20 protein-coding genes are annotated in these 22,646 nt (G+C 69.9%); 9 read left to right on the forward strand and 11 right to left on the reverse strand.

All coding sequences use genetic code 11. From position 1 onward, the window contains the following. The first annotated feature begins 9 nt into the window (after positions 1 to 9). Both ACN6LB_RS05765 and ACN6LB_RS05770 read left to right on the forward strand, forming a co-directional pair. Positions 10 to 672 (forward strand): DUF6114 domain-containing protein, encoded by a 663-nt coding sequence (locus ACN6LB_RS05765; protein WP_445024820.1) that lies wholly within the window; start codon positions 10 to 12, stop codon positions 670 to 672. Further along, positions 662 to 2,020 (forward strand): hypothetical protein, encoded by a 1,359-nt coding sequence (locus tag ACN6LB_RS05770; RefSeq protein WP_445024821.1) that lies wholly within the window; start codon positions 662 to 664, stop codon positions 2,018 to 2,020. Before ACN6LB_RS05765 ends, ACN6LB_RS05770 begins: the two co-directional genes overlap by 11 nt. Before the next feature lie 97 nt (positions 2,021 to 2,117). On the opposite strand, the gene pyk is transcribed toward ACN6LB_RS05770, so the two are convergent. The 3 genes from pyk to pta all read right to left on the reverse strand — a co-directional run bounded on the left by pyk (position 2,118) and on the right by pta (position 6,926). After that, a complete protein-coding gene (gene pyk, locus ACN6LB_RS05775; protein ID WP_445024822.1) occupies positions 2,118 to 3,548 on the reverse strand; it encodes a pyruvate kinase in 1,431 nt (476 codons plus the stop codon). Between the two features lie 73 nt (positions 3,549 to 3,621). Next, the gene (locus ACN6LB_RS05780; protein ID WP_445024823.1) at positions 3,622 to 4,839 is read right to left on the reverse strand and encodes an acetate kinase; all 1,218 of its coding nucleotides are present in this window, start codon (positions 4,837 to 4,839) and stop codon (positions 3,622 to 3,624) included. Beyond that, positions 4,836 to 6,926, reverse strand: a complete 2,091-nt coding sequence (gene pta, locus ACN6LB_RS05785; protein WP_445024824.1) for a phosphate acetyltransferase — start codon at positions 6,924 to 6,926, stop codon at positions 4,836 to 4,838. The genes ACN6LB_RS05780 and pta overlap by 4 nt, the downstream gene beginning before the upstream one ends. A 249-nt stretch (positions 6,927 to 7,175) precedes the next feature. Here pta and ACN6LB_RS05790 point away from each other — a divergent pair, with 249 nt between their 5' ends. Then, positions 7,176 to 8,201, forward strand: coding sequence for an ATP-dependent 6-phosphofructokinase (locus ACN6LB_RS05790; protein WP_356142410.1), 1,026 nt, complete (start codon positions 7,176 to 7,178; stop codon positions 8,199 to 8,201). A gap of 53 nt (positions 8,202 to 8,254) precedes the next feature. Here ACN6LB_RS05790 and ACN6LB_RS05795 read toward each other — a convergent pair whose 3' ends face one another. Further along, positions 8,255 to 8,884, reverse strand: coding sequence for an XRE family transcriptional regulator (locus tag ACN6LB_RS05795; RefSeq protein WP_445024849.1), 630 nt, complete (start codon positions 8,882 to 8,884; stop codon positions 8,255 to 8,257). A gap of 273 nt (positions 8,885 to 9,157) precedes the next feature. On the opposite strand from ACN6LB_RS05795, the gene ACN6LB_RS05800 reads away from it, so the two are divergent. Both ACN6LB_RS05800 and ACN6LB_RS05805 read left to right on the forward strand, forming a co-directional pair. Next, the gene (locus ACN6LB_RS05800) at positions 9,158 to 9,676 is read left to right on the forward strand and encodes a PPOX class F420-dependent oxidoreductase (protein WP_445024825.1); all 519 of its coding nucleotides are present in this window, start codon (positions 9,158 to 9,160) and stop codon (positions 9,674 to 9,676) included. Next, on the forward strand, positions 9,559 to 10,221 hold the full coding sequence (locus ACN6LB_RS05805) for a VanZ family protein (protein WP_445024826.1): 663 nt from the start codon (positions 9,559 to 9,561) through the stop codon (positions 10,219 to 10,221). The genes ACN6LB_RS05800 and ACN6LB_RS05805 overlap by 118 nt, the downstream gene beginning before the upstream one ends. 12 nt (positions 10,222 to 10,233) lie before the next feature. Here ACN6LB_RS05805 and ACN6LB_RS05810 read toward each other — a convergent pair whose 3' ends face one another. Both ACN6LB_RS05810 and ACN6LB_RS05815 read right to left on the reverse strand, forming a co-directional pair. Beyond that, a complete protein-coding gene (locus ACN6LB_RS05810; protein WP_445024827.1) occupies positions 10,234 to 11,340 on the reverse strand; it encodes a sensor histidine kinase in 1,107 nt (368 codons plus the stop codon). After that, a complete protein-coding gene (locus ACN6LB_RS05815) occupies positions 11,333 to 12,028 on the reverse strand; it encodes a response regulator transcription factor (RefSeq protein WP_445024828.1) in 696 nt (231 codons plus the stop codon). The genes ACN6LB_RS05810 and ACN6LB_RS05815 overlap by 8 nt, the downstream gene beginning before the upstream one ends. 87 nt (positions 12,029 to 12,115) lie before the next feature. Between ACN6LB_RS05815 and ACN6LB_RS05820 the strand changes: the two genes are divergently transcribed. Beyond that, entirely contained in the window at positions 12,116 to 12,775 is a 660-nt protein-coding gene (locus ACN6LB_RS05820; protein WP_445024829.1) for a M15 family metallopeptidase, read from the forward strand. Between the two features lie 67 nt (positions 12,776 to 12,842). Here the strand turns inward: ACN6LB_RS05820 and ACN6LB_RS05825 are convergent, their stop codons facing one another. Both ACN6LB_RS05825 and ACN6LB_RS05830 read right to left on the reverse strand, forming a co-directional pair. After that, complete coding sequence (locus tag ACN6LB_RS05825; RefSeq protein ID WP_445024850.1) at positions 12,843 to 14,777, reverse strand: tetratricopeptide repeat protein; 1,935 nt, start codon at positions 14,775 to 14,777, stop codon at positions 12,843 to 12,845. Between the two features lie 163 nt (positions 14,778 to 14,940). Continuing rightward, entirely contained in the window at positions 14,941 to 15,822 is an 882-nt protein-coding gene (locus tag ACN6LB_RS05830; RefSeq protein WP_445024830.1) for a 5'-methylthioadenosine/S-adenosylhomocysteine nucleosidase family protein, read from the reverse strand. 108 nt (positions 15,823 to 15,930) lie between these two features. Between ACN6LB_RS05830 and ACN6LB_RS05835 the strand changes: the two genes are divergently transcribed. Continuing rightward, complete coding sequence (locus ACN6LB_RS05835; protein ID WP_445024831.1) at positions 15,931 to 18,258, forward strand: tetratricopeptide repeat protein; 2,328 nt, start codon at positions 15,931 to 15,933, stop codon at positions 18,256 to 18,258. Between the two features lie 34 nt (positions 18,259 to 18,292). Here ACN6LB_RS05835 and ACN6LB_RS05840 read toward each other — a convergent pair whose 3' ends face one another. Genes ACN6LB_RS05840 through ACN6LB_RS05850 form a run of 3 tightly spaced genes read right to left on the reverse strand, consistent with a single transcriptional unit; the run spans position 18,293 to position 21,440 of the window. Next, positions 18,293 to 19,132, reverse strand: a complete 840-nt coding sequence (locus ACN6LB_RS05840; RefSeq protein ID WP_356142424.1) for a carbohydrate ABC transporter permease — start codon at positions 19,130 to 19,132, stop codon at positions 18,293 to 18,295. 5 nt (positions 19,133 to 19,137) lie between these two features. Then, entirely contained in the window at positions 19,138 to 20,037 is a 900-nt protein-coding gene (locus ACN6LB_RS05845; protein WP_445024851.1) for a carbohydrate ABC transporter permease, read from the reverse strand. Between the two features lie 29 nt (positions 20,038 to 20,066). Further along, on the reverse strand, positions 20,067 to 21,440 hold the full coding sequence (locus tag ACN6LB_RS05850; RefSeq protein ID WP_445024832.1) for an extracellular solute-binding protein: 1,374 nt from the start codon (positions 21,438 to 21,440) through the stop codon (positions 20,067 to 20,069). 166 nt (positions 21,441 to 21,606) lie between these two features. On the opposite strand from ACN6LB_RS05850, the gene ACN6LB_RS05855 reads away from it, so the two are divergent. Continuing rightward, on the forward strand, positions 21,607 to 22,185 hold the full coding sequence (locus tag ACN6LB_RS05855) for a hypothetical protein (RefSeq protein ID WP_445024833.1): 579 nt from the start codon (positions 21,607 to 21,609) through the stop codon (positions 22,183 to 22,185). A 47-nt stretch (positions 22,186 to 22,232) separates the two neighbouring features. Beyond that, complete coding sequence (locus tag ACN6LB_RS05860; RefSeq protein WP_356142432.1) at positions 22,233 to 22,646, forward strand: hypothetical protein; 414 nt, start codon at positions 22,233 to 22,235, stop codon at positions 22,644 to 22,646.

Below are 22,646 nucleotides of genomic sequence, written 5' to 3' on the forward strand. Positions count from 1 at the left end.
CTGTTTTCCATGAGCGCCGAGTCGTCCCGTCAGGATGAGCACTACCTCACAGTCTTCCGACGGGTTTTCCGCGTCTGGAGGGGGCAGCGGCCGTTCTGGGCCGGTCTGTTCGTCATGCTGGGCGGATTCCCCATCGCCTACTTCCCCTACGCGCACCTCCAGATCGGTCACCTGACGCTGGCGATGGCGACCACCGCGGGCGCCGGGTCCCTGATCATCGGGGTCCTGCTCGTCGTGCTCGGGTTGAGCCTCTGGTTCCAGAAGCACGTACGGACCTTCGCCGGTGTCGCCGCGATCCTGCTGGCCCTGGTGTCCATCCCGGTGGCCAACCTCGGCGGCTTCCTCATCGGCTTCCTGTTCGCCCTGATCGGCGGCGCCATGGCCGTCTCCTGGATGCCGGGCGAGCCCGAGGCCGAGCCGGCCGCGACCGCGACGCGCGACGCGGACGACACCCCGGGCGGCCCGCCCGCCGACACCCCGGGCGGCCCGGACGGGCTGACCAAGTCCGACGAGTTCGGGCACGACCACGGACACGGGCCCATCGAGTCCGGCCGTCCCGGCGAGGCCCGCGGACTGGACGGTCAAAACGGGCTGCACCACCTGAGCGCGCCGCACGATCTGTCAGGAACGATCCCGGCGAACGGGGCGAACGGGAGGCACAGTGCCGGCTGACGAGGTGATCCACGGGACGGATGTGGACGAGTCCCGTGTGAGATCCGGGCCGCGCCACGCGGCCCCCAGGAAGCCGCTGTTCACCAGGTTCCACATGCCTGCCGGCAAGGCGATAGCCCTCGCCGCGATGCCGACCGCGGTCCTCATGGGAATGGGGCTGACGCCGACGCTCGCATCCGCCGACGACCACTCCTCCTCGAAGAGCCTCACGGCCGACGAGTACAAGGACTGCGTGGCGGCCGTGACCGGCTCCGACGCGAGCGCGAGCGCCTCGGCCACGCCGTCGCCCTCCGCCTCGACGAGCAGCTCCACGGACAAGTCGACGGACAAGTCCACCGACGACTCCAAGGACGAGCCGAGCCCGTCCGCGTCGAAGTCGTCGGACGCGTCGGACACGGACACCTCTTCGTCGGATTCAGGTTCCGACGACAAGGCCGAGCCCACGCCGACCCCCTCCGCCACGGCGGGCAAGTCCACGTCGACGTCGAGCGACTCCACGGCGACCCCGTCGGCGTCCGCGAGCGACGACAACGTGCTGAAGGACATCGGCGACGCGATCACCGGCATCTTCACGGGCGGCGACGACTCCTCGTCGAGCAGCACCGCCTCGCCGTCCGCCTCGCCCTCGCCGTCGGCGTCGGCGACCAAGGACTCCTCGGACTCCGCGGGCTCCTCCACGAGCGCCTCCGACACCGTCAAGGACACGACCGACAAGGTCACCGACACGGTCAAGGGCGCCACGGAGAAGACCGAGAAGACGGTCGAGGACACCACGAAGAAGGCCACGGACACCGCTGAGGCCGCGGCCGAGAAGGCCAAGGACGCCGCCGCGTCGGCGACCCCCAGCCCGTCCGCGAGCTCCACCACGAACCCGGACGACTGCCCGGTCGCCACGGACGACGTGGGCGGTGTCGACAACCCCGTCACCCTCCCTGACGACCCCTGGTACCTGAACGCCAGTTCGCTGCTCCTCAAGGGCGCGGACTACCAGGGCATCGTCAAGGTGCGGACGGCCAACGGCAGCGTCAAGAAGGTCCTGAAGTACGTCATCTCCGACGGCACCGACATCGGTGACCTGCACCAGACCGTCAAGGACAAGCAGTCGGGCAAGACGTACCACGTGCAGGCGGCCGCCGGTTCGACGTCGACCATCCGCAACGGCAAGACGGTCATGTACACCGAGAGCATCTCCGGCAATCTGCTCGGTCTGATCCCGGTGACGTTCAGCCCGGACAGCCCTCCGCCGCTGAACATCCCGCTGATCTACTTCACCAAGGTGAAGGTCGTCCAGGCCGGCCAGTTCGGCGGCGACCTCTCCATTCCGGGGCTGCACTCCTACCAGGACTGAGCCCCCCTCCGGAGCCCGTCCGGGAGCCGCACGAACCGAGGGCGCCCCCCGCATCAGCGGGGGGCGCCCTCGGCGTCGTACGACCGTGTGCGGCGGGTCAGTCGCGCTCGGCGCCGCCCAGGTGGTGCACCCGGACCATGTTGGTGGTGCCGGCCACGCCGGGGGGCGAACCGGCGGTGATGATCAGGGTGTCGCCCTGGTGGAAGCGGCCGAGCTTGAGGACCTCGCCGTCGACCAGGTCGACCATCTCGTCGGTGCTGTTGACGAACGGCACCACGTGCGGCTCCACGCCCCAGCTGAGCGTCAGCTGGTTGCGGGTGCTCTCCTCGGTGGTGAAGGCCAGGATCGGCTGGGCCGCGCGATAGCGGGACAGCCGGCGGGCGGTGTCACCGGACTTGGTGAAGGCCACCAGCCCCTTGCCGCCGAGGAAGTCGGCGATCTCGCAGGCGGCGCGGGCGACCGAACCACCCTGCGTACGAGGCTTCTTGCCCGGGACGAGCGGCTGGAGCCCCTTCGACAGCAGCTCCTCCTCGGCGGCCTGGACGATCTTCGACATCGTCTTGACCGTCTCGATCGGGTACGCGCCCACGCTCGACTCGGCGGACAGCATGACCGCGTCGGCGCCGTCGAGGATCGCGTTGGCGACGTCGGAGGCCTCGGCGCGCGTCGGGCGGGAGTTGGTGATCATCGACTCCATCATCTGGGTCGCGACGATCACCGGCTTGGCGTTGCGGCGGCACAGCTCCACGAGGCGCTTCTGCACCATCGGGACCTTCTCGAGCGGGTACTCCACGGCGAGGTCGCCGCGGGCCACCATGACCGCGTCGAACGCCGCGACGACGCCCTCCATGTGCTCGACCGCCTGCGGCTTCTCCACCTTGGCGATGACGGGGACCCGGCGGCCCTCCTCGTCCATCACCTTGTGGACGTCGTTGACGTCGTTGGCGTCGCGCACGAAGGAGAGGGCGACCATGTCGCAGCCCATCCGCAGGGCGAAGCGCAGGTCCTCGACGTCCTTCTCGGACAGTGCGGGCACGTTCACGGCCGCGCCGGGCAGGTTGATGCCCTTGTGGTCCGAGATGACGCCGCCCTCGATGACGACCGTCTTCACCCGGGGGCCCTCGACCGCGAGGACCTTCAGCTCGACGTTGCCGTCGTTGATCAGGATCGGGTCGCCCTCGGAGACGTCACCGGGCAGGCCCTTGTAGGTCGTGCCGCAGATCGTCTTGTCACCGGGGACGTCCTCGGCGGTGATGGTGAACTCGTCACCCCGCACCAGCTCGACGGGACCCTCGGCGAAGGTCTCCAGGCGGATCTTCGGGCCCTGGAGGTCGGCGAGCACACCGATGGGCTTGCCGGTCTCGGCGGCGGCGGCACGGACGCGGTCGTACCGGCCCTGGTGCTCTTCGTGCGAGCCGTGGCTGAAGTTGAAGCGGGCCACGTTCATGCCGGCCTCGATCAGCGCGACGAGCTGCTCATGGGAGTCGACCGCGGGGCCGAGAGTACAGACGATTTTCGAACGGCGCATGGGGCGATCCTATCGGTTTGTTTCGCTGCGGAATATTCCGTCTGGCGGAAGATACAAAAGGGCGGGATGCCGCTCAGGTGAGGTCGTGGGACGCGCCCACGAGTGCGTACGTCTGCGTGGCGATCTCCAGTTCCTCGTCGGTCGGCACCACGGCCACCGCGACCCGCGCGTACTCGGGCGAGATGAGCCTAGGCCCGTCGCCTCGTGCCGCGTTCAGGTCTCCGTCGACCGTCAGGCCCAGCTCCTCCAGACCGGCGACCGCGGCCTCGCGCACCGGGGCGGCGTTCTCGCCGACTCCGGCGGTGAAGGCGACCGCGTCCACGCGGCCGAGCACCGCGTAGTAGGCGCCGATGTACTTCTTCAGGCGGTGGATGTAGATGTCGAAGGCGAGCCGCGCCCGCTCGTCGCCCTCGTCGACACGGCGGCGGATCTCCCGCATGTCGTTGTCGCCGCACAGACCGATCAGGCCGCTCCTCTTGTTGAGAAGAGTGTCGATCTCGTCCGTGGACATCCCGCCAACGCGCTCCAAATGGAAGATGACGGCCGGGTCCATGTCACCGGAGCGCGTACCCATCACGAGCCCCTCCAAGGGCGTCAGCCCCATGGAGGTGTCCACGCACCTCCCGCCCCGTACGGCGGACGCGGACGCCCCGTTGCCGAGGTGCAGCACGATGACGTTCACGTCCTCGGGCGCCCTGCCCAGCAGCTTCGCCGTCTCGCGGGACACATACGCGTGGGAGGTGCCGTGGAAGCCGTAGCGCCGGATGCGGTGGGCGTCCGCCGTCTCCACGTCGATCGCGTAGCGCGCCGCCGACTCCGGCATCGTCGTGTGGAACGCGGTGTCGAAGACGGCCACCTGGGGGAGGTCCGGGCGCAGCGCCTGAGCCGTACGGATGCCGGTCAGGTTCGCCGGGTTGTGCAGTGGCGCCACCGGGATCAGGCGCTCGATCTCGGCGAGTACGGCGTCGTCGATGACCGTCGGCTCGGTGAAGGCCAGGCCGCCGTGCACCACCCGGTGGCCGATCGCGGCGAGCTCGGGGGAGTCCAGGCCGAGCCCGTCCCTGGCCAGCTCCTCGGCGACGGCCTTCAGGGCGGCCTCGTGGTCGGCGACGGGGCCGGTCGTCTCGCGCGCCCCGCCCCCGAGCAGGGGCGTGTGCCTGAGCCGTGAGGTCTCCTCGCCGATCCGCTCGACGAGGCCCACGGCGAGCCGGCTGCTGTCGCGCATGTCGAGCAGCTGGTACTTCACCGACGACGAGCCGGAGTTGAGAACGAGGACGCGGGACGCGGTCACTGCTGGAAAGCCTTCTGGTCGGAGGTCTGGGCCTGGATCGCCGTGATGGCGACGGTGTTGACGATGTCCTGGACGAGGGCGCCGCGGGACAGGTCGTTGACGGGCTTGCGCAGGCCCTGCAGGACCGGGCCGACGGCGATCGCGCCGGCCGAGCGCTGCACGGCCTTGTAGGTGTTGTTGCCGGTGTTGAGGTCCGGGAAGATCAGCACGGAGGCCTGCCCGGCGACGTCCGACTCCGGCAGCTTGGTCGCCGCGACGGACGGTTCGACCGCGGCGTCGTACTGGATCGGCCCCTCGATCTTCAGGTCGTCACGGCGCAGTCGTACGAGATCGGTCGCCTCCCGCACCTTGTCGACGTCCGCGCCCGTGCCGGAGGTTCCCGTCGAGTACGACAGCATCGCGATCCGCGGCTCGACGCCGAACTGCCGGGCGGTGGCGGCCGACTGGATGGCGATGTCGCAGAGCTGCTCGGCGTTCGGGTCGGGGTTCACGGCGCAGTCGCCGTAGACGAGGACCTTGTCGGCGAGGCACATGAAGAAGACGGACGACACGATCTTCGTGTCCGGCTTGGTCTTGATGATCTCGAAGGCGGGCCGGATGGTGGCGGCCGTGGAGTGCACGGACCCGGAGACCATCCCGTCGGCCAGGCCCTCCTGGACCATGAGGGTGCCGAAGTAGTTGACGTCCGCGACGACGTCATGGGCGAGTTCCACGGTCACACCCTTGTGAGCCCGCAGCTGTGCGTACTTCTCGGCGAACCGGTCGCGCAGCTCGGAGGTGGCCGGGTCGATCAACTGGCAGCCGACGAGGTCGATGCCGAGGTCGGCGGCCTTCTTGCGGATCTGGTCGACAGGACCGAGCAGCGTCAGCTCGCAGACGCCCCGGCGCAGCAGCACCTCGGCGGCGTGCAGCACGCGGGCCTCGGTGCCCTCGGGCAGCACGACGCGGCGCTTGTCGGTGCGGGCCTGCTCCAGGAGCTTGTGCTCGAACATCATCGGGGTCAGGCGGTCGCTGTTGGGGGCGGACACCCGCTTCAGCAGGTCGCCCGTGTCGACGCACCGCTCGAAGAGGCCGAGCGCGGTCTCCGCCTTGCGGGGCGTGGCCGCGTTCAACTTGCCTTCCAGGGCGAAGAGTTCGGCCGCGGTGGGGAAGCTGGTGCCGGGGACCGAGAGCACCGGGGTGCCGGGCGCGAGGCGCGCCGCGAGGGTGAGGACCTCGTCCGTGGGCCGCTCGTCGAGCGTGAGCAGCACGCCGGCTATCGGGGGAGTGCCGGCGCTGTGCGCGGCCAGCGCGCCCACCACCAGGTCGGCGCGGTCGCCAGGGGTCACCACCAGGCAGCCGGGGGTCAGCGCGGTCAGGAAGTTCGGCAGCATCGCACCGCCGAAGACGAAGTCGAGCGCGTCACGGGCCAGGCCCGCGTCGTCGCCGAGCAGTACCTTCGCGCCGAGGGCGTGGGTGATCTGCGAGACCGTCGGCGCGGAGAGCGCGGGCTCGTCCGGCAGCACGTAACAGGGCACCGGCAGGCGGGAGTCGAGCCGCTGGTGGATCTCGGCGCGGTCCTCGCGGGCCACCCGGTTCACGACCATGGCGAGCACGTCGCAGCCGAGCCCGTCGTAGGCGCGGTAGGCGTTGCGGGTCTCGGCGCGCACCGATTCCGAGGTCTGGCCGCGGCCGCCCACCACCGGGATGACGGAGGCGCCGAACTCGTTCGCCAGCCGGGCGTTGAGGGCCAGCTCGTCCGGCAGCTGGGTGGCGGCGAAGTCCGTACCGAGGACGAGGACGACGTCGTAGTCGTCCGCGACCCGGTGGAACCGCTCGACGAGGGTGGAGACCAGCTCGTCCGTGCCCTGCTCGGCCTGGAGGGCGGACGCCTCGTGGTAGTCCATGCCGTACACCGTCGCCGGGTCCTGCGCCAGCCGGTAGCGGGCGCGCAGCAGCTCGAAGAGCCGGTCCGGGCCGTCGTGGACGAGCGGGCGAAACACCCCCACCCGGTCGACCTGTCGGGTCAGGAGTTCCATGACTCCCAGCTCGACGACCTGACGGCCGTCGCCGCGGTCGATCCCGGTCACGTACACGCTGCGCGTCACGCGTGCTCTCCGTTTCCTCGTCTTCGTCTTTGTCGTCTTCTTCGTCGCCCGGATTCTCTGTCGTTCCTGGTGGCCCGGAACTCGCCCGCCGGGGTGACGAGAATCCTCTTGACAATACCTCCGGGGCTGGATAAGGCGCCCGTCAGCAGGTGGGAGGGGGTCGGGCGGGTGGAAGCGGCGGCGCTCCCCGTGCCGTGAAACAATCGGACCGGCTCATACGAACCAGCAGCGAGCAGGAGACACAGCGCGATGCGTATCGGAGTTCTCACCGCAGGCGGCGACTGCCCCGGCCTGAACGCAGTGATCCGGTCGGTCGTGCACCGGGCGGTCGACCATTTCGAGGACGAGGTCATCGGCTTCGAGGACGGCTTCGGCGGTCTGCTCGACGGCCGCTACCGCTCCCTCGACCTCAACGCGGTCAGCGGCATCCTGGCCCGCGGCGGCACCATCCTCGGCTCCTCCCGCCTGGAACGCACCCGGCTGCGCGAGGCCTGCGAGAACGCGCCCGACATCGCCCGCGAGTTCGGCATCGACGCGCTGATCCCGATCGGCGGCGAGGGCACGCTGACCGCGGCCCGCATGCTCTCGGACGCGGGCCTTCCCGTCGTCGGCGTCCCGAAGACGATCGACAACGACATCTCCGCGACGGACCGCACCTTCGGCTTCGACACGGCGGTCGGCGTGGCCACGGAGGCCATGGACCGTCTCAAGACCACCGCCGAGTCCCACCAGCGCGTGATGGTCGTCGAGGTCATGGGCCGGCACGCCGGCTGGATCGCCCTGGAGTCCGGCATGGCCGGCGGCGCCCACGGCATCTGCCTGCCCGAGCGCCCCTTCGACCCCGCCGACCTGGTCGCGATGGTCGAGGAGCGCTTCGCCCGCGGCAAGAAGTTCGCCGTCATCTGCGTGGCCGAGGGCGCCCACCCCATCGAGGGCACCATGGACTACGGCAAGGGTGACATCGACCAGTTCGGCCACGAGCGCTTCCAGGGCATCGGCACGGCCCTCGCGTACGAGCTGGAGCGCCGCCTCGGCAAGGAGGCGAAGCCGGTCATCCTCGGCCACGTCCAGCGCGGCGGCACGCCGACCGCGTACGACCGTGTGCTGGCCACCCGCTTCGGCTGGCACGCGGTGGAGGCCGCGCACCGCGGCGACTTCGGCCGCATGACCGCGCTGCGCGGCACCGACATCGTGATGGCGCCGCTCGCGGAGGCGGTCACGGAGCTGAAGACGGTGCCGAAGGACCGGATGGACGAGGCGGAGTCGGTTTTCTAGTCACCAGTCACCGGTTGCTGGTCACTGGTCAACGGGCCGGTCGATGCGTTTGCTCAGTACGTGTTCCTCTGGATCATCGACCAGAAGTGGTCGACGACCTGGTCCAGGAAGTCGCGTCCCGAGTCGCTGGAGTCGGCGGCGGCCGAGCCTCCGCCCCAGCTGAGGGTGGCCACCATCAGCCCGTGGTACTCCGTGTGCATCTCCAGGAGGGCGGCCTCCAGGAGCCGCCGGTCCAGGGGCACCATCTTCGCGACCGGTTTGACGTACGCCTGCCAGCGTGTCGTCATCGCGCTGCGCAGCAGCTCGGCGAGCTTGTCGTCGCGGCCGGTGACCGTGATGAAGTCGGGCAGCGAGAGCTCCAGTACGTCGGCGAGGGCGGCCGACTGCCGCTCGTTGCCGCGCCACTCGTCGGTCTCCTCCATCCGCTGGTAGGCGAGGAGTTCGAGGCCGACGGTACGGGCGACGTCCTCCGGGGCGAGGCCGCGCGAGATCCGGTGCTCGCGCAAGGTCCGCGGCGCGCCGATGAGTTCGCCCGGCGCACACCACAACACGCCCGCGAGCGCGGTCAGTTCGGGGCTGCTCGGCGTCATGGTGCCGCGCTCCCACGCGGTGACGAGATCGGGCGTGACGTACGGCATCCCGTACGAGGCGCGCATCCCGTACGCGACATGCTCGGGCCCCATGCCGAGCGCCGCCCTCAGTTTGCGCGCGGCCGGAGCGTTGAAGGGCGGGGTGGGCTGCTGGGCTTTCGGTCGGTGCACGCGCACAAGCTATGGGCGCGGGGCTGCGATGACTACGGTCTGTTCGGCCACAATCACGGATTGTAGGAACATACGGTTTCGGCCGGGGGTTGGGGCGGGGCGCGTGTGGCCGAAGATCGTCCGGCGATACGCGGGGCGCGGCGCCCAGCATGACGCGCGTGCGGCCCGAGCGGGCGGCCGGAAAGCGAGGACGCGGTGAATGGCAAGGTAGAGGGGCATATTCGCGCACGGCTACCGGCCCCGAACTTCTGGCACCTCGCCACGGTCGGCCCCGACGGCGCGCCCCAGGTCTCGCCCATGTGGGCGGACATCGAAGGTGAGTACGTCATGGTCAACACGTCGATCGGCCGCGTGAAGGAGGAGAACCTCCGGCGCAATCCGAACGTTTCGCTCTCGCACCACGACCCCGAGAACCCTTACGACCGTGCGGAGATCCGGGGGCGGGTGGTCCGCTTCCTGGAGGGCGAGGAGGCGAAGCGGTCCATGGACCGGCTCGCGCAGAAGCAGGTTGGCGCGGCTTGCGGCGATTGCGTGTATGGCGGGCGTATCGCAAACCGGATACGCCCGCGATACGGCCTTCCGCCTTCAATGCAGGCATGGATCACAGCGCATCACTGTCAGCCCCGGCCCGTCGTACGCGCAGGATCGTGCTCGTCGCTCTGGCGATCCTCAGTGCGGCGATCGCCGCGTTCGGCCCGCTCGACACGCCACTGAGGATGCTGGCCATGCCGCTGCACAGGCCGGGGTGGTACGTCTGGTTCTGCACGTTCAACGGGGTGGCGCTCATCACGGTGCTCGCACTGCCGCCGGCCGCACTGGCCGTGTGGGTTCTGGCGCGCCGTCGCAGGGCCGGCGGCGTCACGTCGCCGTGGCGGAGGTCGGTGGCCGAGGTCGGCATCGTCTACGGGACGATGCCGTGGGTCTGGATCATCCTGCTGCCGGGCGACGAGTCCGGCGCCGTCGTGAGCCTGGTACCGCTGCGCGACCTGCACACGATGGACACGGGCCAGGTCGTCGGCAACCTGCTGGTCTTCGCGGCGCTGGGGTTCCTCGTTCCGCTGCGGTACGCGTCGCTGGCGTCGATGCCCCGGGTCCTGGCGCTCGCGGCGGGCTGCTCGGTCCTGGTCGAGACCGCGCAGTACGTCCTGCGGCTGGACCGGGTGTCCTCGGTGGACGACGTACTGCTCAACACCGTCGGCGCCGGGCTGGCCGCACTGGCATCGCGCCCCTGGTGGCACGCCACGGCCGAAGCGGCGTAGCGACGGTGCCTGCTAGGAGGGTTCGGGGCTCGTGGGCAGTTCCACGGTGACGCGGATCCCGCCGGCGGGGCGCGGGGCGAGGGTGAGCGTGCCGTCGTGTGCCTGGGTGATGGTTTTTACGATGGCCAGGCCGAGGCCGACGCCTGCCTGGTCGGCGTGGATGCGCTCGGTGCCACGCCTGAACGGTTCGGTGAGGGTCGACACCAGCTGGGGGGTGAGCTTCTCGCCGGTGTTTTCGACAGTGAGCACCACCGCCGCGGGGCGGACGCCGGTATGCACCCGGACGGTGCCCTGTTCGGGCAGGTTGTGGACGATCGCGTTGTGCACGAGGTTCGTGGTCAGCTGCAGCAGAAGCGCCTGCGATCCGATCGTGGGGGTGATGCCGCCGGAGGTTTCGAGGGTGACGCCACGCTTCTCGGCGAGGGGGAGGAGCGTTTCGGTGGCCTCTTCCGCCAGCAGGGACAGGTCGACCTGTTCTCGGGTGAACGACCGCTGGTCGGCGCGGCTGAGCAGGAGCAGCGCTTCGACGAGGCCGATCGCGCGGGTGTTGACGGTGTGGAGGCGGTCGATGACTTCGCCGGTGTCGTGGGTCGGATCGGCGCGGGCCATGTCGAGCAGTGCCTTCGAGACCGCCAGCGGGGTGCGCAACTCGTGCGAGGCGTTGGCTGCGAATCTCCGCTGCTCGGCGACATGCGCTTCGAGCCGTACGAGCATCGCGTCGAAGGCGTCGGCGAGTTCGCGGAACTCGTCCTTGCGGCCCGGCAGTCGGATCCGGTGGGAGAGCGATCCGTTGGCGGCGGTGCGTGTGGCGTGGGTGATCCGGGTCAGCGGGGCGAGCATCCGGCCGGCCAGGATCCACCCTCCCACGAGGCCGAACACCAGCAGGAACGCCAGTACGGCGGCCGCTCTCGGAGCGAAAACGTCCAGGAGGGCGGACCGGACGGGAAAAACACTGTGCGTGGAGTTGTCGTCGCGGCTGATGAGCGTCGCTCGGTTGGGGACGTAGCGCAGGAGGAACACCCACACCGCCGTGAGCAGCAGAACACCGGCGATCATGAGGAATCCGGCGTAGCTGAGCGTGAGTTTGAGGCGAACGCTCAACCCGGGCTCCCTATCCACGGTCTCCTCCCTCGGTTCCGGCCTCTGGTTGCGTGTCGATGCGGTAGCCGACGCCTGGCACCGTGGCGATGATCCAGGGTTCGCCGAGACGCTTGCGCAGTGCCGAGACGGTGATGCGCACGGCGTTGGTGAACGGGTCGGCGTTCTCGTCCCACGCCCGTTCCAGTAGCTCTTCGGCGCTGACGACCCCGCCCTCGGCGGCGACGAGGACTTCGAGCACGGCGAACTGCTTCCGTGTCAGCGCGACATAGCGGTCGTCCCGGAAGACCTCTCTGCGGAACGGATCCAGCCGCAGCCCCGCGATCTCCTGCACCGGTGGCCTGTTGTGGGCACGCCTTCGGTCGAGTGCTCTGAGCCTGAGCGCGAGTTCTCGCAGTTCGAAGGGTTTCGTGAGGTAGTCGTCGGCCCCGAGTCCGAACCCGGAGGCCTTGTCGTCCAGGTGGTCGGCCGCGGTGAGCATGAGGATCGGCATGCCACTGCCGGAGGCGACGATGCGTTTGGCGACCTCGTCACCGGAAGGGCCGGGGATGTCGCGGTCGAGGACGGCGATGTCGTAGGCGTTGATGCTCAGCAGTTCCAGAGCGGTGTCGCCGTCACCGGCGAGGTCGACCGCGATCGCTTCCAGGCGCAGGCCGTCGCGGATGGCCTCTGCCAGAAAGGGCTCGTCCTCGACAATCAGCACACGCATGGTCCCGATGCTACGAGTCGCCACATATCGTCGGTATACCGAAAACCGCAGACGCACCGGCAACACCACGCTGCCTTGACTGGCGACATGACCCGAAACCCGCCATCAGCGCGAACCGCGTCCCGCCGGATTCACCGGCTCCTCGCCGTCGGCCTGGCAGCCGTCGTAGCGGCGATCGCGGCAGCCCTCGGCTACGAGTCGCAGAATGCCGCGTCCTCCTTCTCGGCCGACCCGCCGTCCTCCTCGGCCGCGCTTGTCCCGAACGCTCCGCGCACTGAGCACCCGGGTGCGCTCGGCGAGGCCGGCGGCGCCGTGCCCGAGGGCGTCACGGTCTTCGACGACGGCTATCCCGCCTTGACCAACCTCGACCCGGAGCTGCTCCAGGCCCTTCGCACAGCGGCGAAGGCCGCCGAGGGCGACGGCGTCACGTTCTACGTCAACAGCGGCTGGCGTTCCCCGGAGCGCCAGACCCAGCTTCTTCGTGAGGCGGTCTCGAAGTACGGCTCGGAAGACGAAGCCGCCCGATGGGTGGCCACCGCGGACACGTCCCCTCATGTGTCGGGGGACGCGATCGACATCGGACACTCCGACGCCACGGCATGGCTGTCCGAACACGGTGCCGAGTACGGCCTGTGCCGGATCTACCGCAACGAACCCTGGCACTACGAACTGCGCACCCCTGCGCCCGACCGCGGCTGCCCGCGCATGTATGCCGACCCCACCCAGGACCCGAGGATGCGGCAGTGACGGGCGGTGCTGTGCCTTTGGACTCAGGGGGTGGGTGTGCCACTCGGGCGGGGGTGAGGTGCGGGGCCTACGGCTGGTCCTGGGCTTCTGCGGTTTGTGTTTCTTGCGCCCGGGCGCGGGCCTCGGCGGCTTCTTCGGTGGCGCCGGCTTGCGTGAAGGCGTCGGCGGACTGGAGCCAGGCGGCGCGGGCCTCGGCGGGGCGGTAGGCGGCCTGGTGGGCGAGGGCGAGGTTGCCGACGATCTGGCCCGCCCCGTACCAGTCCTCGAATTCCCGACAGATCGTCAGGCCCTTGCTGTATGCCTTGATCGCCTCTTCCACCCGGCCCGCCTTCCGCAGGGTGCTGCCGAGGGAGTTCCACGACAGGCCCTCGCGGTGGCGGTCCCCCACGGCCTGAAGCAAGTCGCGGGCGCGGTTGTGGGCGTCGATTGCCTCCCCCGCCCGCCCTGCGTCCCGCAGGGCGACACCGAGGTTGTCCCACGCCACGCCCTCGCCCTGGCGATCCCCAGCCGCCTGGTACAGGTCGCGGGCCCGGGTGTGGGCGCCGATCGCCTCCTCCACCTGCCCCCCTCTCGCCAGGCCGATGCCGAGGTAGGCCCACGCCACGCCCTCGCGGTGGCGATTCCCGGCCGCCTGGTACAGGTCGCGGGCCCGGGTGTGGGCGCCGATCGCTTCCTCCAACTGCCCCGCGTTCTGCAGGGCGCTGCCGAGGCTGAGCAACGCCACTCCCTCGGCGTCGGGGTCCTCCCCACGGCGGGCCGCCTCACAGGCGGCCCGAGCGACGGCGACCCAGTCATCGAAGTACCGTCGCCACTCCAGATACACACCCAGACACATGGCCAGCCCCACCGCAGCACCCGCGTACCGCTCCTCCTCCGCCCACTGCACCGCCGCCACCAACCCCGCGCGCTCCCCGTCCAGCCACGCCAAAGCCTCCCCCCGCCCTGCGAACAGCTCCGGCCCCGGCCCATCCGGCAACCATCGCAACCAGTCATCAGCCGCATCCGCCCACCGCCAGTAGAACTCCAGCACCCGCCCCCGAGCGGCCGCCCCCTCCTCCACCAGCCCCGGCTCCCCAGCCACCACGCCGGCCCCATACGCGCACACCAAGTCATGCAACCGCCACCGCGGAACGGAACCCGGACCACCCACACCAGGAACCGCAGTAACCAGATGAGTTGCCGCCAGTTCCTCCAGGAGATCCAGGGCGGAGTCGGCATCGAGGTCGGTCAGGGCCGCCACCGCGTCCGTGCCGATCTCCGGAGCCGGGGCGAGGGCGAGCAGGCGCAGCATCCGGGCCTGGTCGGCCGGTAGGCGGCGGTAGGAGGCGTCCAGGACCGGGCGGAGGGCGAGGGAGCGGCCGTACTGGTCTGTCCCCAGGTTGCTGCGGTCGAACGCCGCCGTCGGGTCCTCCGCCTCCTTGATCTCGGTCACCAGTGAGCCGATGCCGCGATGGCGGCGCCTGCGCAGCATCGCCGCCGCGATCTGGAGAGCGAGGGGCAAATGGCAGCAGAGGGCGGCGAGTTCACTTAGCGCATCCGACTCGCGGGCCGGGCGGTCATCGCGTTCGTCGGCGTCGTGGAGGGCGCGGGTGATGAGGGCGACGGACTCGGCGGGGGCCAGCGCTTCGAGGTCGATGAGGCGCACCGGGAGCGCGTCCGGGCGGTCCCGGGAGGTGATCACGACCCGGTGGTGGTCCGTGCCCGGGAGGAGGGGGAGGAACTGGGCCGGGTCCGAGGCGTTGTCGAGGATCAGCAGCATCCGGTCCCGGCGCTCGGCGAGGAGCCGGCGGTACGCGTCGTACTGGCGTGCCGGAGTAAGTGGCAGATTCGGGCCGCGTACGCCGAGCGCGTCGAGGAGGGCGAGGACCGCCTGATCGGCGGTGACCGGGTTGTCGTCGTAGCCTCGCAGGTCGACGAAGAGTGTGCCACCGGGGAAGCAGCCCTTGGAAACCGCCTGGTGAGCGGCCTCCAGGGCCAGTGCCGTCTTGCCGATGCCGCCCATGCCGGTGACGGCGAAGATGAGGAGCGGGGGTGCGGCCGTACCGTTCGGAGCGGGTTCGAGGTGGGGCAGCAGGCGGCCCAGATCTGCCACTCGTCCCGTGAAACCGGCGGGGCGGGGCGGCAGGGCGGCGGTCGCTACCGGGACCGGGCCGTGGCTGCCGTGGCTACCGGTCGTCGTCCCGGCGTCCGTCGACCGACTTGGCCGTGAAGGGGCCGCTGAAGGTGCTGCCCCGGAAGTCGAGGTGGTCGCCGCCGTACGTGGAGGGGCGAAGGGGGCCCTCCTGGGAGTCGTCGGAGGCGGCCGGTGCGGGGGTCCCGCCCCTGGCAGCCCTGGTCGGCCGGTGTTTGCGGAGGATCGCGACCGCCGCCGCGGCTGCCGCGTCGGCCGCCTTCGGCTGGGACCCGGACGCGTCGGCCCTCGACTTCCCGGCGTCGGCGTAGTCGCTGATGCCCCGGATGACGAGGGCGTCCAACTGGCCGCTCAGCTGCGCCGCGTGGACGACTCCGGAGCCCTCCATCTCGATCGCGACGGCGTCGTTGTAGTGCTTCCGGAGGTGCTCGGCGATCTCCGACTTCGCGTCGGCCAGGACGATGTCGCCGACGGCGATCGGCTTGAAGTGGACCTGGCCCCGCAGGGCGAAGCGGGCGGCCTGCTCCAGGCGGTGCGAGGAGTGCCAGGCCTCCGGGCGGACCTGGAAGCCGTCAGGGGTCTGCTTGCCGCCGTGGATGCCGTACACCTTCGTACCCACCACGACGTCGCCGATCCTGATGTCCTTCTTCTTCAGGCTGCCCGCCACTCCGACGAACAACAGGACGTCAGGGCGCAGCCAGTTGACGATTCGCTCGGTGAGCACGGCGGCGTTCAGGGCGCCCGGACCGAGTTCGGCGACGGCGACGTGCCAGGGGGTGTCGGGGAGACGGCCCCATTCCACGTACGTCCCCTCGTCGTGCACGCGCTCCTCCGCGTCCGGGATGTGGGCCCGTACGGCGTCGTACTCCGACGGAAGCGCGGTCAGGATGACGACGGTGGGTTCTGTTTCCGGCACACCATTACGGTAGCGCCAAGTGGCCTGTCCAGAGCATGTGTTGGGTGTGCGACGGCGGCGTACTGTGAGGGCAGGCGAGGGTTCGCAGGCGGTACGGGGGACGACGCCATGGCCGAGGAGTACGACGGGGATCATCTCGATTTCCGGGGCGGTAGGTTCACGGGGTCCTTCACGGCGAAGGCCGAATACCACGAGCACGGGCCGGCGCCCACCGCGCTGGACGCGCTGCCGATGCGGGTCGGCGGGTTCACCGGCAGGGACGATGAACTGCGCATGCTGCTCGACGTTCTGGAGCCGTCCGCGTCCGGCGGTCCGGAGGCGGTGCTCGTCACGGCCGTGTCGGGGCTCGGCGGCATCGGCAAGACGGCGCTCGCGGTGGAGGCGGCGCACAGGGCGTGCGCACGGGGCTGGTTTCCCGGCGGGGTGCTCTTCGTCGACCTGCACGGATACGACTACAACGAGGACTCGGTCAGCGCGGAGCAGGCTCTGGAGGCCCTGCTGCGGGCCTTGGGTACCGCGTCCCAACACATCCCGACCAGAGTGGACGACCGGGCCGCGCTGTACCGCTCGACGCTCGCCCAGCGGGCCGGGGAGCGAGGCCCGATGCTGATCCTGGCCGACAACGTCGGACTGTCGGAGCAGGTGCGGTTCCTGCTTCCCGGCGGCGGCGCGAACCACCGCCTCCTGGTGACGTCCCGCGAACGACTGCCCCAATACGGCGCCAGGCTCCTGCCGTTGGACGAGCTGACGCCGAGATCCTCCTACGACCTCCTCGACCGGGCCCTGCGGCTCGCGAATCCGTACGACGACCGGATCCGGCAGGAGACCACAGCGGCCGAGGAACTGGCCGACCTCTGCGGGCATCTCCCTCTCGCCCTCCAGCTCGCGGCTGCCCGGCTGGCTCTGGACCGGACGAAGCCGGTCGCCGAACTCACCGCCGAACTGGCCGAGTTCCGGGATCGCCTCGACCACCTCGACGACGGCGAGCGCAGTGTCCGCGCCGCACTCGACCTCTCCTACCGCCGGCTGCCTCCCGAGCAGACCCGCCTGCTCGGGCTGCTCGCCCTCGCCCCCGGACCCGAGCTGACGCCGCAGGTGATCAACGCGCTGACCGGTGCGGAAACACCACCGGTCCGGAGCCTGGACGCATTGGCTCGCGCGCATCTCATCGAGCAGGGCACCAGGCGAGGACGGTGGCGGCTGCACGACCTCGTGAAGGCGTTCGGGATCGGTGTGGTCAAGCGGGACACGTTGCTGGCGGAGGAAGGGGAGGCGGCCCGTGCGCGGGTGCTGCGGTTCTACTGCCGTTGGGCGGGGGCGGCGGATGCCCGGTTGCGTTGGCTGGCGGGCATGCCGGAACCCGAGCTGTTCGACGACCGGGCGGCCGCGCTGGCCTGGCTGGACGAGGAGCGGGCCGGGCTGGTGGCAGCCGTTCAGTGGGCGCAGGAGGAGCGGTACGGCGCGGCGGCGGTGACGCTGGCCGAACTTCTGGCCGTGTACCTGGACTGGCGGCGCTACTTCGACGACCTGATCGTGGTCAGCAGCGCGGCCCAGCAGGCCGCGGAACGCGCGCTGGAGTACCGCAGCGAGGCCGCCGCGTGGAGCAACCTCGGCAATGCCCTGGCCGGAGCGGGCCGGGTGCCGGACGCCATCGACGCTCTCACCAGCGCCCGTGAACGCTACCGGCGGGCCGGGGACCGCCACGGCGAGGCCATCGCGCTGAGCAGTCTCGGCGCGGCCCTGCGCGACGCGGGCCGGGCGCCGGAGGCGATCGACGCCCTCAACCGGGCCCTTGAGCTGTATCACCTCACCACTGGGGACCGGCATCGCGAGGCGATCGCCTGGACCACCCTCGGCCTCGCTCTGGCGCACGAGGGCCGGGTGGAGGCGGCCATCAACGCCCACACCCGCAGCCAGGAACTGTTCCGGGCCGCCGGGGACCGCCACCGCGAGGGCATCGCGTGCAACAACCTGGGCAGTGCGCTGATGCAGGTGGGGAGGGGGGAGGGAGCGATCGAGTCGTACCGCAGGGCGCTGGAGATCTACCAGGAGTTCGAGGACTGGTACCGGACCGGACGGACCCTGGAGAACCTCGCCCGGGCCCACACGGCTGCCGGTTCCCCGAACCTGTCCCGCGACTGCTGGCTACGGGCCGCCGAAGCCTTCACCCGGGCCGACGCTCCCGACCGCGCGGACGAAGCCCGCGGAGAGGCGGACGCATCCGACCGCGCCGCCGCGGCCGCCCGCGCCGAGACCGGCTGGGGCTACCCCCACAGCGCTCTCTCCTCGCCCTCCGAAGAGCCCCGGATGAGCTATGGCCTGCCGTTTGCCCTGCCCTCCGCCTGGCCCGGCACACCTCTGGACCCGACCACCGAGCGCGAACCGTCCCCTCAGCCGTGGGGCGATCAGCAGGCACAGGACGAGCAGCGCCGTTGACGGAGAAGCGGGCGGCCGGGTCCCGGCCTCGCCCTCACCCCTTGACCGCCCCACCCAAAGCAAACCCTCCACCCAACCGCCTGGCCACCAGCACATAAAGCACCAGCACCGGCGTCGAATAGATCACCGAAAACGCCGCCAGCTGCCCGTAGACAACCATCCCCCGATTCCCGAAGAACTCGTTGATGCTCACGGACGCAGGCATCTGATCCGGTGTCAGCAGCAGCATGAACGGGACGAAGAAGTTGCCCCACATCATCACGAACGAGAAGACGGTCACGACCGCGACCCCCGGTCCCATCAGCGGGAGCACGATCCGGAGCAGCGACTGGAGGGACGACGCGCCGTCCGTCCATGCCGCCTCCTCCAGCTCCTTCGGTACGCCGTCCATGAAGTTCTTCATCAGCCAGATGGCGAACGGCAGTTGGGAGGCGGCGAAGAAGAAGATGGTCCCCTGGACCGTGTCGATCAGGTTCACCTGTACGAACAACGCGTACACCGGCACCATGATCGCCGTGATCGGCAGGCTCGTCGCGAACAGGATCGTCAGCAGGAAAGGCCGGTTCAGCCGCGACCGGAAACGCGACAGCGGGTACGCCGCGAGCGTCGCGCTCACCACCGTCAGGAGCGTGCCGCCGCCGCACAGGATCAGACTGTTGAGCAGGGGCGTGAACGTGATGTCCTGCGTGAGGATCGCGTCGAAGTTGTCCAGGGTCATACCGTCCGGGGCCTTCACGCGCAGGTCGGCGTGGGCGTCCAGGGAGGACAGGATCACCCAGGCCAGGGGGAGCGCGAAGGCCGCCGCCACGGCGAGCAGACCGGCGTCCGCCGCCAGGCGGCGGGACGTGCGGCGGGAGGCGAGCGTAGGCCGCATGACCGTCACACCTCCGTTCGCAGCAGGCGCATGTAGACCACCGAGAACAGCGAACCGACCACCAGCAGCAACAGCGCCACAGCCGTGCCGTAACCGATCATGCTCTTCTGGAAGGCCTGCTCGTACATGAAGAGGGGGAGGGTCTGGCTCTTGCCGCCGGGGCCGCCCCTTGTCATCACCCAGATCAGCCCGAAGACGGACAGGGTCTGGAGCGTGTTCAGCATCAGGTTCGTGCCGATCGAGCGGCGGATCATCGGCAGCGTGATGTACCACATCCGGCGCCAGCCACCCGCCCCGTCGACCTCCGCAGCCTCCGTGATCTCCTTCGGGATCTCGTTCAGGGCCGCCGAATAGACGAGCATCGAGAACGCCGTGCCCCGCCAGACGTTGGCGAACGACACCGCCAGGATGGGGAGGGTGAACAGCCAGTTCTGGGACGGGAGATGGAGCCAGTCGAGGATGGCGTTCAGCGTTCCCTCCCGGCGGAAGAAGGCGTACAGCAGGAAGCCCGCCACCACCTCCGGCAGCACCCACGCCGTGATGACGATCCCGCCCACCAACGTCCGGACAGGCTTCGACGCCCGCTGCATCAGCGCGGCCAGCGCCAGGCCCAGCGTGTTCTGGCCGACCAGTGACGACAGCAGCGTGAACACCAGCGTCAGCCACACCGCGTTCAGGAACGCCTCGTCCTTGAACGCGGCCCGGAAGTTCTCGAACCCCACGAAGGACGAGTGGGCCTGGCCCGTCAACTGCAGGTCCGTGAAGGCGATGTAGGCGCAGTAGCCGATCGGTCCCGCCAGGAACAGGACCAGCAGGATCACGGCCGGGGTGACCGGGAGCGCGCGGGTCAGTGAGCGGCGCACGCCTCCCCGACGTGGTGACGGGGAGGCGGACTTCGAGCCCACCGGGTGCCGCACGGGTTGCGTACCGACGCTCACTTCTTGACCACTTGGTCGTCGGTCGCCGACTTCAGCTCCTCGTCATAGCCGCTCGCCGCCTTGTCCGCCGAGCTGTCGCCCGTCGTGACGGCTTCCATCGCCTCCTGGATGGCCGTGGAGACCTTCGGATACGCCGGATACGCCGGCCGGTAGTGCGTGCTCGCCACCAGGTCGGTGAAGAACTTGATGCCGGGCTGCGCCTTCACGTACGCGGGATCGGACGCCACGTCCTGGCGTACCGCGATACCGGAGTTGGCGATGTACCACTTCTGGGCGTTCGCCTTCGTCTGCATCGTCTCGATGAACTTGAACGCCAGGTCGGGGTTGGACGCCTTCGCCGGGATCGCCCACGTCCAGCCGCCGGACATGCTCACCTTGCCGGGCGCCTGGCCGTGCTGCGTAGGCATAGGGGCCAGCCCCAACTCCTGTGACCACTCGGGCCATTCATGGCCGCCCCCCTTCAGCCAGTCCTGCGGGAGCCAGGAGCCGTCCAGGTCGATGGCGAGCTTGCCCTTGGGCAGCAGGTCACCGCGGACGATGGTCTGGATGTTGGGGTCCAGGGCGATGTCGGGGGAGGGGCCCAGTTTCTCCTTGTAGACCGTCTCCACGAACTTCAGGGAATCCTTGAAACCCTGGCCGCCTGCGATCCACTTCTTCGACGCCGTGTCGTACAGGGGATCCGATTTCCCGGCGTCCGTACCCGTCCCGTACAGCAGCATCTCGAAGCCCTGCATCGTCGCGGCCTCGCCCGCCGGCTTGCCCGTGTACACGTTCAACGGCGTGACGCCCGGGACCTTCTCCTTCACCGTGCGGGCGGCGGCGAGGACGTCGTCCCAGGTCTTCGGCTGCCAGTTCGCGGGCAGACCGGCCTTCTTGAAGATGTCCTTGTCGAACCAGAGTCCGCGCGTGTCCGTCCCGTCCGGGACGCCGTACGTCTTCCCGTCCTGCGCCTTGGCCGCCGCCTTCGCCGTGTCGATGAACTGGTCCCAGTCCTTCCACTTGGCGAGGTACGGGTCGAGCGGCTTCAAGTACCCGCTGGTGATATCGGAGTTGATGAGGAACGTGTCCTCGTAGACCAGGTCGGGAGCCGTCTTCGGGGAGCGCAGCATCTGCTGCAGTTTCGTGTAGTACTCCGAGTCCGGTGCCTTGATCGGGACCAGCTCGACCTTCTTGCCGGGGTTGGCCTTCTCGAACTGCTTCTTGATGTCGGCCAGGTAGGTGTCCATGACCTTGACCGAGTTGTCCGTCGACTGCTTGAAGGAGATCTTGACGGTGTCCGGATCGCTTCCGGAACCCGAGCTGCACGCGGTGAGGGACGCGGCGGCGATCAGCGTTGCGAGGAGAAGTGGAGTGGCGGCGGTGGGGCGCACGGGCACGACCTCCTACTGGCCTACGTCGTTGTGGCCGGGATGGCTGCCCCGCGAACGTAAGAGGAGTGGTCTAGTCAGGTCAATGACCGTGCAGGAGCCGGGATCTTTTAAGGTGCAGGCAAGTTGCCTGCACAGTCGGTGCGTTGGGCGCCGGAACGGGGGACGCATGTCGGAACGGGACATCACCGAGGGGCAGTTGTTGCTCGCCGAGTACCAGAGCGTCAAGGACGAGCAGAAGGCGCGGATCGGGTTCCGGGACAACCTGCTCTATGTGACCCTCGCCGTGGTGGCCGCGGTCGTGGCCGCGGCCGCACAGGCCGAGCAGACGTCCATGCTGCTGGCGCTGCCGCCCGTGTGCGTCGTGCTCGGCTGGACGTACCTCGTCAACGACGAGAAGATCTCGGCGATCGGCACCTATGTCAGGAGTGACCTGGCGCCGCGCCTGGCCGGACTCGCGCAGACGGAGGTCGCGTTCCGGTGGGAGACCGCGCACCGGGGCGACCGGCGCAGGGCCTCGCGCAAGGTCATCCAGTGCGGCATCGACCTGCTCGCCTTCTGCGTCGTGCCGCTCGCGGGGCTCGCCGTCTACTGGGGCGGCGGCCAAGTCGGGGCCGGACTCCTGGCGTTGTCGATCGTCGAGGCGCTGGCGGCGGTCGGCCTCGGGGCGCAGGTCGTGTCGTACGCCCGCCGACCGGTGGCCGTACAACCTCCGGCCGTCACCGGTGGTCCACCTCAAGGGAGTTGAGAGCGGAGGCGCCTGCCTCCGGCCAACCTGACACCCCGGGGGGCGACATGACGTCGGACGGCAGCGAGCGCGGCTTCGTCGAGGGAGTGCGGCGGTTCTTCCGGCTTCCCGGGCAGGCCGCCGGGGATCCCGCACCGGTCGTCCCGCTGGCCCAGGCCTGGCTCTTCTGCCTCGCCTTCGGGGCGTTCATGGCCGCGATCGGCTGGGGTGATCAGGTGCTCGTAATGGCCCTCGTCACCGTCTTGGCGCTGCTCGACGACGTGACCAAGGGCGTACGGTACCGCCACCCGGCGTTCGGCGGCGGGCTGCTGGTCGGGTGGGCCGCCGGTCGCCTTGCGCACGCCGCGATTCCCGCTCCTGACGACCCCGACTGGGCCGACTACCCCGGCCTCGCGGTCGGGACCCTGGCCGCCTTCGTCACCTTCGCGGCGATCACCCGCCTCCGGCCGCGCGGCCGTTGA

The sequence above is a fragment of the Streptomyces sp. SAS_270 genome (genome assembly GCF_052543295.1).